Origin of the sequence: Nesterenkonia populi, assembly GCF_007994735.1 — a bacterium.
GTDB classification, from domain to species: Bacteria; Actinomycetota; Actinomycetes; order Actinomycetales; family Micrococcaceae; genus Nesterenkonia; species Nesterenkonia populi.
In genome coordinates, this window is record NZ_VOIL01000001.1 from 995,082 (window position 1) to 1,009,531 (window position 14,450).

Genomic DNA, 14,450 nt, shown 5'->3' on the forward strand with positions numbered 1-14,450 from the left:
GAGGGGGTGTGTCAAGCGGTGCTTTCCGCCTCTCAGCAGGCGTCCGGGCTAGGCTGGGGGCATGCCGATCCGGAACCGTCGAGCCGCTGCACTGCCGGCCAAATTGTCTCGTTCGTGGCTGCTGATCAACGCTGCGCGGCAGGAGGATTTCGCTCCTGGGCTGGCCTCTGAGGCGGACTCGGTGATCTTCGACCTGGAGGCCTCGGTCCCTGCGGCGGGGAAGGCCTCCGCCCGGGAGTCGGTGCTCAATGCCCTGAACGGGGGTATGACGGCGTGGGTGCGGATCAGCCCGACGACGTCGGAGCACTGGGAGGATGACGTGAAGGCGCTCTCAAAGGCGGATGGTCTCCGGGGGGTCATGCTCGCGGAGACGGAGCGGCCGGATCAGGTGACGTACACGGCGATGCGCCTGAAGGCAGGCACCCCGGTGATCGCGCTGATCGAGTCGGCGCTGGGGGTGGAGAACGTCACCCAGATCGCTTCGGCGCCGGGGACGTTCCGGCTGGCTTTCGGCACAAACGACTTTCGCAAGGATGTGGGCGTTTCGGCGGACCCGATGGCGTTGGCGTATGCCCGATCCCGTCTGGTGATCGCTTCGCGCGTGGGCGGCCTGCCGGGCGCTATCGACGGCCCTGCTGAGGCGAACGCCTCGGAGCACGCGGTGGCCGAGGCGTGCCGGGTGACTGCGGAGATGGGCATGACGGGCAAGCTTTCCCTGAACCGTGCGCAGGTGGAGCAGGTCAACACAGGTCTCGCCCCCTCGGAGGAGGAGCTGCAGTGGGCCCGTGAGGTGCTCGAGGCGCACGAGTCAGGTGCTGCCATCGGCGACGGGTCCTACCTGCCGCGCCTGGCCCGCGCCCAGAAGATCGCCAGCCTCGGCGACAGCTACGGCCTCTGGAACGCCTGAGGGTACGCGTCAGCGGGCAGTGAGTGCTGCGCCGCCAGCACACGGCCCGCAGGCTGGTCGGAAGGGCCCCGCCGGGGAGCAGGCTCAGCCCTTGCTGAGCTTGAGATCCGCATCGAGGAACTCCTGCTCGGCCCGTGCGGCCTCGGCGGCGGCTGCTCGCTGCTCCTCAAGCGCTCGAAGCTCCACGCGACGGATCTTCCCGGAGATCGTCTTCGGCAGGTCGGTCAGCTCGATGCGGCGGACCCGTTTGAACGGCGGCACAGAGTCCCGGCAGTGCTGGAGGATCGACGTCGCGGTCTCCTCATTCCACTGGTAGCCGCCGGTCAGGGTGACGAATGCCTTGGGCACCGAGAGCCGCAGGTGATCAGGGGAGGGCACTACCGCGGCCTCGGCCACGGCCGGGTGCTCCACCAGCACCGACTCCAGCTCGAAGGGGGAGATCCGGTAGTCGGAGGATTTGAAGACGTCGTCGGAGCGGCCCACATAGGTGAGCACCCCGGACTCCTCCCGCCGGACCACATCACCGGTGTGGTAGACGCCGCCGCGGAAGACCTCGGAGGTTCGTCCGGCGTCGCCGTAGTAGGACTTGAACAGCCCCAGGGGGCGGTCCGGGCCCTGCTCCTGGGTCGCGCGCAGGCACAGCTCGCCCTCATCGGCCTCGGCGCCGGTCTGCGGGTCGATCAGCACCACCTCGTAGCCGGGCAGCGGCCGTCCCATGGAGCCGGAGACCACCTCCTGGCCGGGAGTGTTGGCGACCTGCAGCGTGGACTCGGTCTGCCCGTAGCCGTCACGGATGGTGGTGCCCCAGGCCTTCTCCACCTGAGTGATGACCTCGGCGTTCAGCGGCTCCCCGGCGGAGACGGTGACCCGCGGCGGGCGTGCCAGCTGGGCCAGGTCCGCCTGGATGAGCATCCGCCAAACAGTGGGCGGGGCGCAGAAGCTGGTCACCCCGTGCCGGTCCATGTTCTCCATCAGCGCTGCGGGGTCGAAGCGCCCGTAGTTGTACACGAAGATCGTCGCCTCGGCGATCCACGGGGCGAAGAAGCTGGACCAGGCGTGCTTGCCCCAGCCCGGCCCAGCCACGTTCAGGTGCACGTCCCCGGGCTGGATGCCGATCCAGTACATGGTGGTCAGGTGCCCCACCGGGTAGGAGGTGTGGGTGTGCTCCACCAGCTTCGGCAGGCTGGTCGTGCCGGAGGTGAAGTACAGCAGCAGGGTCTCGTGAGCCGCGGAGGGCGCGTCCGGGGTGAAGGCTGAGGGCGACGCGTAGGCCTCCGGGAAGCGCAGCACACGCCGTGGGGCGCCGGCGGGGGAGGAGACGGCGGGCGTCTCAGCGTCGGGGGTGTAGTGCCCAGGGACGTGGATGAGAGTGATGTCCCCCTCCACCTCGGCGAACTTCTCGCAGTCCGGGCCGGCTGCCACCGCCCAGGTCGCCTCGCCGCGGGTCACCCGGTCCTGCAGGTCAGCCGGGCCCATCTGGGTGGTGGTGGGGATCAGCACGGCTCCGAGCTTGATGCCGGCGAGCATGGCCTCCCAAAGCTCCACCTGGTTACCGAGCATCAGAATGATCCGGTCGCCGCGCTTCACCCCGGCCTCGCGCAGCCAGTTGGCCGCACGGTTGGAGGTCTCGGACAGCTCAGCGAAGGTGCGCCGCAGCACCGAGCCGTCCGCCTCGGCGATGATCAGCGCATCCTGTCCGGCCCGCTCCGGGGTGGAGGCGACGGCGTCGAACCAGTCCAGTCCGAAGTTGAAGTGCTCCAGCCGCGGCCAGGCGAACTCCGCCCGGGCCCGCTCATAGTCGCTCTGGCAGGCCACGAGCTGGTCGCGGGCGGCGCGGAAGGCCTCGGTGGGGGATGAGAGAGTCTGTTTCACAGTCGGATATGTCCTTCGAAGTCAGCTGGCAGCGCGGCGTCCGTCACAGCTTAGAGCCTCATCAGCCGCGCCCTGCTGGTGCGGTGCCCATGATTCCGCATAGTGATCCTTATATGATCGGGACAATATTTCTATTGCCGGGAGGATGAATGCAGAGCACTGAGGAGAGCTCCGGCGTATCCCTGCGCATCTCCTCCCCGGTGCTGATCCTCGCCGGGCCCTCGCCGGCCTCGAGCGAGCTCACCGCCAGGCTGCGCAGCCTGGACGTCAAAGTCCTCACCGCCTCATCCGCGGACGCAGCCGTGCAGCTCGCCGACGAGGAGGAGGTCCATCTGCTGGTCGCTGACGCCCGCGCCTCGCGCCGCATCGCCGAGCTCGACGATGCCGTCGCCCGCCTCCGCGAAGGGCGCGCGGAGATGGCCGCGCTGCTGTGGTTCGACTCCGACGCGCCGGACGAGGAGATCCTCGGGCTCTGCACCTCAGCGGATGACCACATGGCCGCGCACATCGGGGTGGATGAGTCGCTGCGGCGCCTGCACCTGCTCACCGGCCGGATTCCGGAGAGCCGCGACGGCGAGCGTCTGGTGGTCGGCGACCTGGAGCTGGATACCCACAGCCGCACCGTCACCCGGGCGGGGGTGGACATTGACCTCTCCGACACCGAGTTTCGGCTCCTGCGGCTGCTGATGCGTCACGCTCGTACAGTCCTGCCCAAGTCGCAGATCCTTCAGGAGGTCTGGGAGTACGAGTTCGCGGGGCAGGCGAACCTCGTGGAGCTCTATATCTCCTATGTGCGGAAGAAGATCGAGAGCGGAATGCCGCGGATGATCCATACCGTCCGCGGCGCCGGCTACGTTCTGCGTCCCGCCAGCGATTAGCTCCTGCCTGCGCCGCACACGTCTCTCGGGCCGCAGAGGCTTCGGCCGGCCTTCACGCCTGAAGCCGGGTCACGTGCGTGATGGCCGCCGAGCCGTGAGGGTTGCGGCGGCTCCCAGCACGATGGCGAGCAGGGCCAGGAGCGTAGCCCACAGGCTCGCGCCGGTCTGGGCGAGCGCTGCGTCGTTCTCGTTCTGCGTCTCGGACTCGTCCTGGTCCTCGTCCGAGGGCTCGGCCGCCTCGTCCTCCTCAGCCCCGCCGGGGACGTGCGGGTTGCCGCTGGAGGGGTCCATCAGCCCGGAGATCCCCGGGAGGGTCAGCCCGTAGCCGTCGCCCGCCTGGGGGGTCGGGGTGCTCGCCGAGGTGTCCGGGGCGCCCGGCACAGACAGGTCCCCCGGGCTGGAGGCCGGCGTGCTCCCAGGACCGTCCTCAGTGGGGGTGGGGGCGCCTCCGCCGTTCGGAGCCTCAGTGCCAGGGTCCTCAGCGCCCGGCGACTCGGGGTCGGGCGATTCCGTGCCCGGGTCGGTCGGCGAGCCGGTGGGCTCCTCCGGAGGAGGCGAGGTGGGTGCGTCCTGGCCGTACACGGTGAAGGTGATCGAGCAGGCGTCGGTCTCTCCGTCGGGGGAGGTGCCGCTGACGGTGAAGACATCCTGTCCGGTGCTGCTCAGCGAGTCGGGCGCGGTGTAGGTGACCTGGTTGCCGGAGAGGGACACGCTCCCTCCCAGGGAGGAGGGGGCCCCGGGGGACAGCTGAGTGCCGCTCGGGGCGCTGACCGTCACGGTCGTGGTTTCCCCGGGGTACAGGGAAGCGTTCCCGCCGCAGGTGATGCTGAACTCAGTCGGCGCCTCAGTGGGCGTCTCGGTCTCCGTAGGGGTAGGTGACGGCTCATCCGTGGCCGGCGGCGTCTCGGTCTCCGTAGGGGTAGGTGACGGTTCATCCGTGGCCGGCGTCGTCGGGTCAGGAGGGGAAGTCTCAGTGGGTGACCCGTCCTCCGTGGGCACGGGAGCGACCGTGTCGTTCTGAGCGGCGTTGTCCTCCTCCCCGGGTTCGTAGGTTGGGGGGCTCTCCGCGGCAGGCGGCTCGCCGGTCTCAGTGGCCTGTGCGGCGGCCGCACCGGCAAACAGGCACAGTGCGGCGAGGAGGGGGACCGCTGCTGCTGATCGTGCGTGCACGGCCGAAAGTCTACAGTGTGGTAACACCCATTTTCAGGCCAGACGCTCCGGCGGAGATGCGGTCAGCGAGGGGTCAGTCTGCGCAAGGCCCCCGATGACGGCGTCGACGGCGGCCATCGTCTCCTCCGAGAGCTTCACACCCGCCGCCGCGACGTTCGAGGCGATCTGCTCCGGGCGGGAGGCGCCCACCAGGGCAGAGGCCACATTCGGGCGGCTGAGCACCCAGGCGATCGCCAGCTGCGCCAGGGTCAGCCCGTGCTCCTCCGCAATGGGCCTCAGCCGCTGGACCGCGGTGAGGATCTCCTCGTTGAGATACTTCTCCACGAAATGCGCCGACTCCTCGTGCGCAGCCCGCGAGCCCGCCGGGTACGGCTGGCCCGGCAGGTACTTGCCGGTCAGCACGCCCTGGGCGATCGGCGACCAGACGATCTGGCTGACCCCCAGCTCCTCCGAGGCGGGGATCACCTCCGGCTCGATCACCCGCCACAGCATGTTGTACTGCGGCTGGTTGCTGATCAGCTGGATGCCCAGCTCCTCCGCCAGCGCGTGCCCGGCCCGGATCTGCTCGGCGTTCCACTCGCTGACACCGATGTAGAGCGCCTTGCCCTGCCGCACCACGTCGGCGAACGCCTGCATGGTCTCCTCCAGCGGCGTCGCGAAGTCGAAGCGGTGCGCCTGGTACAGGTCCACATAGTCGGTGCCCAGCCGCCTCAGCGAGCCGTTGATGGACTCCATGATGTGCTTGCGGCTCAGCCCGGTGTCGTTGTGGCCCTTCGGCCCGGTGGGGAAGTACACCTTGGTGAGGATCTCCAGGGACTCGCGCCGCTGGCCCTTCAGCGCATCGCCGAGAACCTCTTCGGCGACCGTGTTCGCGTAGACGTCCGCGGTGTCGAAGGTGGTGACCCCCGCCTCCAGCGCAGCGTGCACGCACTGCACGGCGACCTCGTTCTCCACCTGGGAGCCGTGCGTCAGCCAGTTGCCGTAGGTGATCTCCGAGACCTTCAGGCCGGAATTGCCGAGGTGTCTGAACTCCATGCGCCCACCCTACTCCGGCGCTCCTCGCTGGTAGGTTGCCTGCATGGCAGACCTTCCGGTGATCACAGTCCTGCGCCCCTCCGACGACTCTGTGCCCCTGGCCGTGCCGCCCGGGCTCGAGCGGCTCGACGGACGAGCAGAGATCCGCTTCACCGACGCTGAGGGTCTCCCCGAAGCGGTCCGCGGAGCCGATGCCCTCTTCCTCTGGGACTTCTTCTCCGAAGCCGTCCAGAAGGCCTGGCCGAATGCCGACCGGCTGACATGGATCCATGTGGCAGCCGCCGGGGTGGACAAGCTGATCTTCGACGAGCTCGCCGCCTCCGAGGTCGTCGTCACCAACGCGCAGGGGACCTTCGACCGGCCCATCGCCGAATGGGTGCTCGCCGCCGTCCTGGCGGAGGCCAAAGACTTCGCCGCCGGGTTCCGGTACAAGGCCCAGAAGGCCTGGAACCATCGGGAGACCAGGCGAGTCCAGGGAACGACGGCGATCGTCGTCGGCACCGGCGCCATCGGCCGCGAGACCGCCCGGCTGCTGCGCGCCGTGGGCATCCAGGTCCGCGGAGCAGGGCGCACCGCACGGGAGGACGACCCGGACTTCGGCGTCGTCGTTCCCTCCGCTGAGCTCGCCGACCATGTGGGCGAGGCCGACATCCTCGTCAACGCCGCCCCGCTGACCCCGCAGACCCATGGGCTGATCAGCCGGAGAGTGCTGAACGCCATGAAGCCGGGCGCGCACTTCGTGAACATCGGCCGCGGCCAGTCCGTGGACGAGCCCGCCCTCGCCGATGCTCTGCGCGAGGGGCCGCTGGGCTTCGCATCCTTGGACGTGTTCGACGTCGAGCCGCTGCCGCAGGACTCGCCGCTGTGGGAGACGGACAATATCCTCATCAGCCCCCACATGTCCGGCGACGTGGTCGGATGGAAGCCCACCCTCGCCGAGCAGTTCCTCTCCAACGCGGAGAAGTGGCTCGCCGGGGAGCCGCTGAGCAACGTGGTGGACAAGGAGAAGGGGTACGTTCCCCGCCCGCAATGACCCGTTCCCCCATGTCACCGGGCGGAAACATTTCAGGTGGCACACTTGAGCGCTGACCGTCGTCGTCGACACCACATCTAGGAGGGCCCCCATGACCGAGCTGGCAGACCTGACCGCAGCTGAGCTGCTCGACGGCTACGCGACGGGGCAGTTCACCCCGGTGGATGCGACTGAGGCCGCCCTGGCCCGGATCGAAGAGCGCGACGGCGACCTCAATGCCTTCGTGCTGGTGGACAGGGACTCTGCGCTCGCCTCCGCTCAGGAGTCCGCCGCCCGGTGGGCGTCCGGCGAGACCCTCGGTCCCGGCGACGGCGTGCCCGCCAGCATCAAGGACATCTTCGGCACCAAGGGCTGGCCCACCCTGCGCGGCACCAAGCTGATCGACGAGGCCGGGCCCTGGGAGTGGGACGCCCCCTGCGTCGCCCGGCTGCGGGAGGCCGGCGCCGTCCTGCTCGGCAAGACCTCCACCCCCGAGTTCGCGTGGAAGGGCGTCACCGACTGTCTCCGCTCCGGGGGAACCTCGAACCCGTGGGCCCCCTCCGCCCACGCCGGCGGCTCCTCGGGCGGCTCCGCAGCCGCGGTCGGGGCAGGCATGGGCCCCTGGTCGGTCGGCACAGACGGCGGCGGCTCAGTCCGCATCCCCGCCTCCTTCACCGGCACCGTAGCGATCAAGCCGACCTACGGCCTGGTGCCGATGTACCCTGCTTCGCCCTTCGGCACCCTCGCCCACGCCGGACCGATGACCCGCACCGTCACCGACACCGCCCTGCTGCTGGACATCATCGCCGGGTACGACTCCCGCGACTGGTCCTCGCTGCCGACGCCGAGGTCCTCCTTCGCGGAGGCGCTCGACGGCGGCCTGAAGGGGCTGCGGATCGCGTTCAGCCCGGACCTCGGCTTCGGGGAGAACGGCCCCGAGGTGGAGCGGCTGGTCCGCGCCGCCGTCGCAGAGCTCGAGCAGGCCGGGGCCATCGTCGAAGAGGTCACCCCCGGGCTCGAGGATCCGGTGGAGCCCTTCCACGTGCTTTGGTTCACCGGCGCCGCGAAGGTCTTGGAGGCCTACGGCCCCGAGGCGCTCGGCCAGGTTGACCCGGGACTGCGGGAAGGCATCGAGAAGTACCGGGACGCCTCCGCGCTCGACTACCTCGACGCGGTGCAGGTCCGCATGAACATGGGCGTGCAGATGGGCGCCTTCCATGAGAAGTACGACCTGCTGGTCACACCCACCATGCCGATCACCGCCTTCGACTGCACCCGCCAGGCGCCTGAGGGATGGAAGTCCGATCTCTGGACCTCCTGGACCCCTTACACCTACCCGTTCAACATGACCCAGCAGCCCGCCGTCTCGGTGCCCTGCGGGGTCGCCGAGGACGGCCTGCCCGTGGGGCTGCAGTTCGTCGCAGCCCGCAATCAGGACGCCCTGGTGCTGCGTGCTGCGGCCGCCTACGAGCAGAGCTCCGGCAGCCGGTTCGCCCGGCCGGCCCGTCCGACGTCTGGCTGAAGCTCCGCCGCTTTGCGGCCGAAGGGGCAGCCGCGTACTATAGATCTTTGTCTGCTTGGCTGTGCTGTGCCCTGTAAAAGGGATGCGGCGCCCGGAAAACAGTCCAAGCGCCAAACTTTTGCACCGTCCGCGCGGTTACCGCGTGTCCGCAGGCAGCTTCGGTTGGATCTCACCCAGCCTGGTCGCTCGTACCGGTGCCAGTGAAGCGGTTCGCACCGCGGACCGAAAAACAGCATCTAAGTACTGATATCCAATAAGGAGTGATCATGGCAGCACGTTGCCAGGTGACGGGAGTGGGGCCGCAGTTCGGCAACCAGATCTCCCACTCGCACCGCCGCACTAAGCGCCGGTTCGACCCGAACATCCAGAAGAAGACCTACTGGGTTCCCTCCCTCGGCCGGAAGGTGACTCTCAACCTCTCCACCAAGGGCATCAAGACCATCGACGTGCGCGGAATCGACGCCGTCGTCGCCGATCTGCTTGCGAAGGGTGAGAAGCTCTAATGGCAAAGGACAAGGACGTACGTCCGATCATCAAGCTGAAGTCGACGGCCGGCACCGGGTTCACCTACGTGAGCCGCAAGAACCGCCGCAACAACCCTGACCGCATCGTGCTGAAGAAGTACGACCCGGTCGTCCGCAAGCACGTCGACTTCCGAGAGGAGCGCTGATCATGGCCAAGAAGTCCAAGATCGCAAAGAACGAGCAGCGCAAGGTCATCGTTGAGCGCTACGCCGAGAAGCGCGCTCAGCTGAAGAAGACCCTCGTTGACCCCAACGCCTCCGATGAGGAGCGCGAGGCCGCACGCGTGGGCCTGCAGAAGCTGCCCCGCGACGCCAGCCCCGTCCGTGTCCGTGACCGCGACAGCATCGACGGCCGGCCCCGCGGCACCTTCCGGAAGTTCGGCATCAGCCGCATCCGTTTCCGCAACATGGCGCACAACGGCGAGCTGCCCGGCATCACCAAGTCTTCCTGGTGATCCTGTAGCCGCTGCGCCCTCAAAAAGGGGGATCGTCCTTCGGGGCGGTCCCCCTTTTTATGCGCCTGCGCCCCCTCCCGGAGTCAGCTCGGAGCGGAAAACCCCGGCAAATCGCCGCACTGGGGCGTTTCAGGCTTGCAGGCTCCGGCCGTGGTGGTAAGTTGCCGTTCTGACAGCCCGCCGGGCCGCGATCCGCGGAATGACGCGGAAGTTGCCGGTCCGCGGGGCCTAACAGGAACAAGTCCAGGAGGACAATCACTATGGCACTGAACCGCAGCGAGCTCGTCGCCGCCGTCGCCGAGAAGTCCGGCAACTCCCAGGCCGCCGTCAACGGCGTGCTGGACGCCGTCTTCGAGGTCTTCTCCGAGGAGGTCTCCAGCGGCTCCAAGGTCTCCGTCCCCGGCTGGCTGTCCGTGGAGCGCACCGAGCGTGCCGCTCGCACCGGCCGCAACCCGCAGACCGGCGAGACCATCGAGATCCCCGCCGGCTACTCCGTGAAGCTCTCCGCCGGCTCCAAGCTGAAGGCTGCCGCCTCCGGCAAGTGATCAGGCATCAGCCCTGAGCCTCGTGGGGACGGCGAAGGCCGTCGGCCCTGAGGCAGGGCAAGGGGCAGATGAGCCCCAGCACGCGAAGGGCCCGTGACGTGAACCTCGTCACGGGCCCTTCGGCTTCTGCGGCCGGTAGAATTTCGGCCATGGATCTCGCACCCTTCCACGCACTGCTGACGGCGAACGCGCAGGTCGACGGCCCCACCTGGGCACCCATCCTCTTCGCCGCGGGGGCCTTCGCGCTCATGGTGGTGGTGCTCTTCACCATGCGGCAGAAGATCCGCGCCAACGAGCAGTGGCAGAAGGCGAGAGAAGACGCTGAGGACGTCGACGGCGGCGAATCCGGGCAGCACGGCGAGCATGACAGCAAGGACTGAGCCGAAGCTGTGGGCGGCCCCGCTGCCCATCACGGCCGCGGCACTCTGTCTGGGCCTGCTGGTCCTGCTCGTCACCGGGCTGCTGACCGGCGTGGGGGACGCCGGGCAGATCGCCGATCCGGGCACGGCGACCCACTGGGGCCTGCCCGTCGCCCGCTACATCCACCACATCGCGATGGCCGCGGCCGTCTCTGCCGCCCTTCTCGCCGCGGCCGTGATTCCGGCCCGCACGGGCCCGCGCAGCCGTCAGCAGCGCAGAGCCCGCAAGGGGGAGGCCGCCCCGGAGCATCCGCTCTACGCCCGCACCCTGCAGATCGCCGCCATCGCCTCCGTCGTCTGGACGGTCACTGCGATCGCGGTGCTGGTGCTCTCCTTCTCCTCGCTTGCGGGGATCGCCGTCACTGTGGACGAGGAGTTCTCCGCCGGGTTCTTCGACTACGTCACGAATATCCCCACCGGGCAGGCGTGGCTGGCAGTCGTCATCCTCGCCGGGCTGTTCTCCACCCTGGTCACCGCGGTTCGGCACCCCGCCGGGCTTGGGTTCACCGCGGCACTGGGCCTCTGCGCCCTGATCCCCATGGCGATGGTGGGACACTCCGCGTCCGGGGATGATCACATCGCGGCGGTGAACTCCCTGCTGCTCCACCTGCTCGGGGTCGTGATCTGGGTGGGCGGCCTGGTCGTGCTGGCCCTGCTGGCTCCCCAGATCCGACGCAGCGCCGCGGAGCTCGCCGCGCGCGATCAGGGCGGCCCCGAGCTGCTCGGCACTCTGCTCCGCCGCTACTCCGCGCTGGCGGGGATCGCCGTCGTGCTGGTGGCTGTCTCCGGGCTGATCAACGCGAACCTGCGGGTCTTCGGCCTCGCAGACCTGTTCAGCACCTCCTACGGACTGATGCTGGTGGCGAAGACCATGCTCACCCTGGTGCTGGCCGGCATCGGCTGGGCACACCGTGCCTGGATCATCCCGCGCCTGGCCGGGGACGTCCGCGGCGCCGGAGCGGACCGGACGAGCCAGCCGGCCACGTCATACAGCACCACCCGTCTGCTGTGGCAGCTGATCATCGCCGAAGTGGCGATCATGGCCGCCATCATCGCGATCTCCGCGGTCCTGGGACGCACCTCTCCGCCCGTGCCGGAGGAGCTGCCCGAGGACGCCACCCCTGCCCGGACGCTGACAGGATATGACCTGCCCCCCGAGCCCGGGCTCGGCGAATACTTCACCCTGTGGCGGTTCGACTGGCTGTGGACCGCCCTCGTCGTCTTCCTCGCCGTCTGGTACCTGCTGGCGTTCGTGAAGGTGCGGCGCCGCGGGATCAGCTGGCCGGTCATGCGGACGGTCTCCTGGCTGACCGGGCTGGCCGTGCTGCTGTGGGTGACCTCCGGCGGGCCGGCCGTCTACGGGATGGTGCTGTTCTCCGGGCACATGATCCAGCACATGACGCTGACGATGGTCGCGCCGATCTTCCTCGTGCTCGGCTCCCCGGTGACCTTGGCCATGCGGGCCCTGCCCTCCCGGACCGACGGCACCCGGGGAGCCCGCGAATGGATCCTGTGGCTGGTGCACTCACGATGGTCGCGGTTCGTCACCCATCCGATCGTCGCCTGCGTGAACTTCGCCGGCTCCATCATCGTCTTCTACTACACGCCGGTGTTCGGCCTCGCCCTGAACTACCACCTGGGCCACGTGCTGATGATCGCCCACTTCCTGCTGACCGGATATATCTTCGCGCTGGTGCTGATCGGCCGAGACCCGCTGCCGCAGCGGCCCCCGCACTTCATCCGGGTGATCATCCTGCTGGCCACCATGGTGTTCCACGCCTTCTTCGCCATCGCTCTGATGCAGACCGAGCAGCTCATCGAGGCCGAATGGTTCGGCAGCATCGGCCACGGCTGGTTCCCCGCGATCGATGACCAGCACAGCGGCGCCGAACTGATGTGGGGCCTGGGCGAGATCCCCGCCGTCGTGCTGGGCGTGATCGCCTGCATCCAGTGGGCCAAGGACGACAAGCGCGAGATGAGACGCGTGGACCGGGAGGCCGAACGCACGGGCGACGCGGACCTGGAGGCCTACAACCAGATGTTCGAGCAGATGGCGGAGCGGGACCTCCGGCGCTGAGGAATGCTGGCCGCTTCGGCGGAGTTGGGAAGGACTATGACTGAGACTGCAGCAGAGCGCGCGGTGCCGCGCACCCGGATCCGTGCTTCGGAGCTGATCGGCCGCGGCTGGCTGAACACCGGCGGGAAGCAGGTCACCCTCGAGGACCTGCGCGGCAAGATCATCATCCTGGACTTCTGGACCTTCTGCTGCATCAACTGCCTCCACGTCCTGGACGAGCTGCGTCCTCTGGAGGAGAAGTACGACGACGTGCTCGTCACCGTCGGCGTGCACTCCCCGAAGTTCGAGCACGAGGCTGACCCGGACGCGCTGGCGGCCGCGGTGGAGCGCTACGAGATCGAGCACCCGGTGCTGGATGATCCGGAGCTCACCACCTGGCAGGCCTACTCCGCCCGCGCCTGGCCCACGCTGGTGGTGATCGACCCGGAGGGCTACATCGCCGCGAATCTCGCCGGCGAGGGCCACGTGGCCGGGCTGGCCTCCCTGGTGGAGGAGCTCGTCGCCGAGCACGAGGCCAAGGGCACCCTGCACCGCGGCGAGGGCGTCTATGTGCCGCCCGAGCCGGTCTCCCGCACTCTCCGTTTCCCCGGCAAGGCGGTCCCGTCCCCGGCGGGGGAGGGACGCTTCCTGGTCTCGGACACCGGTCACCACCGGGTCGTGGAGCTCGACGCCGACCTCGAGACGGTGGTGCGGTCCTGGGGCTCCGGTGAGCGCGGCCACCGGGACGGAAGCGCCGAGACGGCCGAGCTCAATGAGCCCCAGGGCCTCGCCGTGCTGCCCGCCGACGCCGCGGAGCAGGCCGGGTACGACGTCGTCGTCGCCGACACCGTCAACCACCGGCTCCGCGGGCTGAGCACCACCACCGGCCGGGTCATCACCCTGGCGGGAAACGGCGTGCAGCGCCTCATCGACGGCGACCGGGCCAGGGACACGGGTCCGGAGACCCCGGGGCTGCTCGCCGGAGGCGACCCCTTGAGCGTCTCCCTGTCCTCCCCGTGGGACGTGGTGTGGTCCGCCTCAGGACAGCGGGTCATCGTTGCGATGGCCGGCACGCACCAGATCTTCAGCTATGACCCGGTGAGCCGTGAGCTCGCCCTCTTCTCCGGCACCGGGCTGGAGGGCCTCACCGACGGGGCCCCGGAGGAGGCCTGGTTCGCCCAGACCTCAGGGCTTGCTGAGGATGCCGCAGGGGACATCTGGCTGGCCGACTCGGAGACCTCCAGCCTGCGGGTGATGCGCGTGGGGGAGAGCCCGGACGCCCCGCACACCGAAACCCTGGTGGGGGAGGGGCTCTTCGACTTCGGGTTCCGCGACGGCGTCCCCGCCCAGGCTCGCCTGCAGCATCCCCTCGGGGTCGCCGCGCTGCCTGACGGCTCAGTGCTGGTCGCCGACACCTACAACGGCGCTGTCCGCCGCTACGCCCCCGCCCGGACGGCGGCGGACGGCCAGTCCCTGCCCGCTGAGGTGTCCACGGTGGCACGCGGGCTGAAGGAGCCCAGCGACGTCCTCGTCGACGCTGACGGCACCAGCCTGCTGGTGGTGGAGACCAACGCCCACCAGCTGGTGCGCGTGGCTGTCCCCGAGCAGTATCTGACAGTGGACGAGGGCGCCTCGCAGACGCAGCGGCCCGCCACCGCCGTCGCCCCGGGGCAGTTCGACCTGCAGATCGGGTTCAGCGCACCCGCGGGCCAGAAGCTCGACGACCGGTGGGGGGACCCCACCCAGCTGAAGGTCTCGTCCACCCCGCCCGGGCTGATCGTGGAGGGGGCCGGAAACTCCGAGGGGCTCACTCGGACGCTGCGGCTCAGCCCCGAGGTGCCTGAGGGCGTCCTTCACATCACAGCCCGTGCGGCCGCCTGCGACGGTGCCCCCGGCGAGGAGATCCCGATGCACGCCGCCTGCCACCTCTATCAGCAGGACTGGGGCATCCCGGTCACCCTGGCCCAGGGCGGCGACACCGGTCTCGAGCTGGACCTCCGCGGGGTCAGATAGTTCCCTGTCCTCCTGATCAGCGCGCTTCGATTAGGCTGGGGTG

14 protein-coding genes are annotated in these 14,450 nt (G+C 69.2%); 11 read left to right on the forward strand and 3 right to left on the reverse strand.

The window, feature by feature from the left end; genetic code table 11:
* Positions 1 to 61: 61 nt before the first annotated feature.
* Entirely contained in the window at positions 62 to 907 is an 846-nt protein-coding gene (locus tag FWJ47_RS04695) for an HpcH/HpaI aldolase/citrate lyase family protein (RefSeq protein ID WP_147104795.1), read from the forward strand.
* Between the two features lie 84 nt (positions 908 to 991).
* Here the strand turns inward: FWJ47_RS04695 and FWJ47_RS04700 are convergent, their stop codons facing one another.
* Positions 992 to 2,779 carry an AMP-binding protein gene (locus FWJ47_RS04700; RefSeq protein ID WP_147104798.1) on the reverse strand — a complete coding sequence of 596 codons (1,788 nt, stop codon included), beginning with the start codon at positions 2,777 to 2,779 and terminating at the stop codon, positions 992 to 994.
* A 149-nt stretch (positions 2,780 to 2,928) separates the two neighbouring features.
* Here FWJ47_RS04700 and FWJ47_RS12145 point away from each other — a divergent pair, with 149 nt between their 5' ends.
* Positions 2,929 to 3,657, forward strand: a complete 729-nt coding sequence (locus tag FWJ47_RS12145; RefSeq protein ID WP_211358968.1) for a winged helix-turn-helix transcriptional regulator — start codon at positions 2,929 to 2,931, stop codon at positions 3,655 to 3,657.
* A 69-nt stretch (positions 3,658 to 3,726) separates the two neighbouring features.
* On the opposite strand, the gene FWJ47_RS04710 is transcribed toward FWJ47_RS12145, so the two are convergent.
* Positions 3,727 to 4,827, reverse strand: a complete 1,101-nt coding sequence (locus FWJ47_RS04710; RefSeq protein WP_147104800.1) for a hypothetical protein — start codon at positions 4,825 to 4,827, stop codon at positions 3,727 to 3,729.
* A 33-nt stretch (positions 4,828 to 4,860) separates the two neighbouring features.
* Entirely contained in the window at positions 4,861 to 5,862 is a 1,002-nt protein-coding gene (locus FWJ47_RS04715) for an aldo/keto reductase family protein (protein WP_147104802.1), read from the reverse strand.
* Positions 5,863 to 5,905: 43 nt separating this feature from the next.
* Here FWJ47_RS04715 and FWJ47_RS04720 point away from each other — a divergent pair, with 43 nt between their 5' ends.
* The 9 genes from FWJ47_RS04720 to FWJ47_RS04760 all read left to right on the forward strand — a co-directional run bounded on the left by FWJ47_RS04720 (position 5,906) and on the right by FWJ47_RS04760 (position 14,407).
* Entirely contained in the window at positions 5,906 to 6,895 is a 990-nt protein-coding gene (locus FWJ47_RS04720) for a D-2-hydroxyacid dehydrogenase (protein WP_147104806.1), read from the forward strand.
* Positions 6,896 to 6,986: 91 nt separating this feature from the next.
* Positions 6,987 to 8,396 carry an amidase gene (locus tag FWJ47_RS04725; protein ID WP_147104809.1) on the forward strand — a complete coding sequence of 470 codons (1,410 nt, stop codon included), beginning with the start codon at positions 6,987 to 6,989 and terminating at the stop codon, positions 8,394 to 8,396.
* A 266-nt stretch (positions 8,397 to 8,662) separates the two neighbouring features.
* A complete protein-coding gene (rpmB, locus tag FWJ47_RS04730; RefSeq protein ID WP_147104812.1) occupies positions 8,663 to 8,899 on the forward strand; it encodes a 50S ribosomal protein L28 in 237 nt (78 codons plus the stop codon).
* A complete protein-coding gene (gene rpmG, locus FWJ47_RS04735; RefSeq protein ID WP_147104815.1) occupies positions 8,899 to 9,066 on the forward strand; it encodes a 50S ribosomal protein L33 in 168 nt (55 codons plus the stop codon). The genes rpmB and rpmG overlap by 1 nt, the downstream gene beginning before the upstream one ends.
* Before the next feature lie 2 nt (positions 9,067 to 9,068).
* A complete protein-coding gene (gene rpsN / locus FWJ47_RS04740) occupies positions 9,069 to 9,374 on the forward strand; it encodes a 30S ribosomal protein S14 (protein WP_147104820.1) in 306 nt (101 codons plus the stop codon).
* Positions 9,375 to 9,634: 260 nt separating this feature from the next.
* Positions 9,635 to 9,919 (forward strand): HU family DNA-binding protein, encoded by a 285-nt coding sequence (locus tag FWJ47_RS04745; RefSeq protein WP_147104822.1) that lies wholly within the window; start codon positions 9,635 to 9,637, stop codon positions 9,917 to 9,919.
* 149 nt (positions 9,920 to 10,068) lie between these two features.
* Positions 10,069 to 10,299 carry a hypothetical protein gene (locus FWJ47_RS04750; RefSeq protein WP_147104825.1) on the forward strand — a complete coding sequence of 77 codons (231 nt, stop codon included), beginning with the start codon at positions 10,069 to 10,071 and terminating at the stop codon, positions 10,297 to 10,299.
* On the forward strand, positions 10,283 to 12,415 hold the full coding sequence (locus FWJ47_RS04755) for a bifunctional copper resistance protein CopD/cytochrome c oxidase assembly protein (protein WP_147104828.1): 2,133 nt from the start codon (positions 10,283 to 10,285) through the stop codon (positions 12,413 to 12,415). The genes FWJ47_RS04750 and FWJ47_RS04755 overlap by 17 nt, the downstream gene beginning before the upstream one ends.
* A gap of 36 nt (positions 12,416 to 12,451) precedes the next feature.
* Complete coding sequence (locus FWJ47_RS04760) at positions 12,452 to 14,407, forward strand: NHL domain-containing thioredoxin family protein (RefSeq protein ID WP_147104831.1); 1,956 nt, start codon at positions 12,452 to 12,454, stop codon at positions 14,405 to 14,407.
* Positions 14,408 to 14,450 lie beyond the last annotated feature (43 nt).

Coding starts and splice junctions, on each gene's coding strand:
- FWJ47_RS04760 (WP_147104831.1), top strand. CDS start 12,452: ATGACTGAGACTGCAGCAGAGCGCGCGGTGCCGCGCACCCGGATCCGT.
- FWJ47_RS04720 (WP_147104806.1), top strand. CDS start 5,906: ATGGCAGACCTTCCGGTGATCACAGTCCTGCGCCCCTCCGACGACTCT.
- FWJ47_RS04695 (WP_147104795.1), top strand. CDS start 62: ATGCCGATCCGGAACCGTCGAGCCGCTGCACTGCCGGCCAAATTGTCT.
- FWJ47_RS04750 (WP_147104825.1), top strand. CDS start 10,069: ATGGATCTCGCACCCTTCCACGCACTGCTGACGGCGAACGCGCAGGTC.
- FWJ47_RS04745 (WP_147104822.1), top strand. CDS start 9,635: ATGGCACTGAACCGCAGCGAGCTCGTCGCCGCCGTCGCCGAGAAGTCC.
- FWJ47_RS04755 (WP_147104828.1), top strand. CDS start 10,283: ATGACAGCAAGGACTGAGCCGAAGCTGTGGGCGGCCCCGCTGCCCATC.
- rpmG (WP_147104815.1), top strand. CDS start 8,899: ATGGCAAAGGACAAGGACGTACGTCCGATCATCAAGCTGAAGTCGACG.
- FWJ47_RS04725 (WP_147104809.1), top strand. CDS start 6,987: ATGACCGAGCTGGCAGACCTGACCGCAGCTGAGCTGCTCGACGGCTAC.
- rpsN (WP_147104820.1), top strand. CDS start 9,069: ATGGCCAAGAAGTCCAAGATCGCAAAGAACGAGCAGCGCAAGGTCATC.
- rpmB (WP_147104812.1), top strand. CDS start 8,663: ATGGCAGCACGTTGCCAGGTGACGGGAGTGGGGCCGCAGTTCGGCAAC.
- FWJ47_RS12145 (WP_211358968.1), top strand. CDS start 2,929: ATGCAGAGCACTGAGGAGAGCTCCGGCGTATCCCTGCGCATCTCCTCC.
- FWJ47_RS04715 (WP_147104802.1), bottom strand. CDS start 5,862: ATGGAGTTCAGACACCTCGGCAATTCCGGCCTGAAGGTCTCGGAGATC.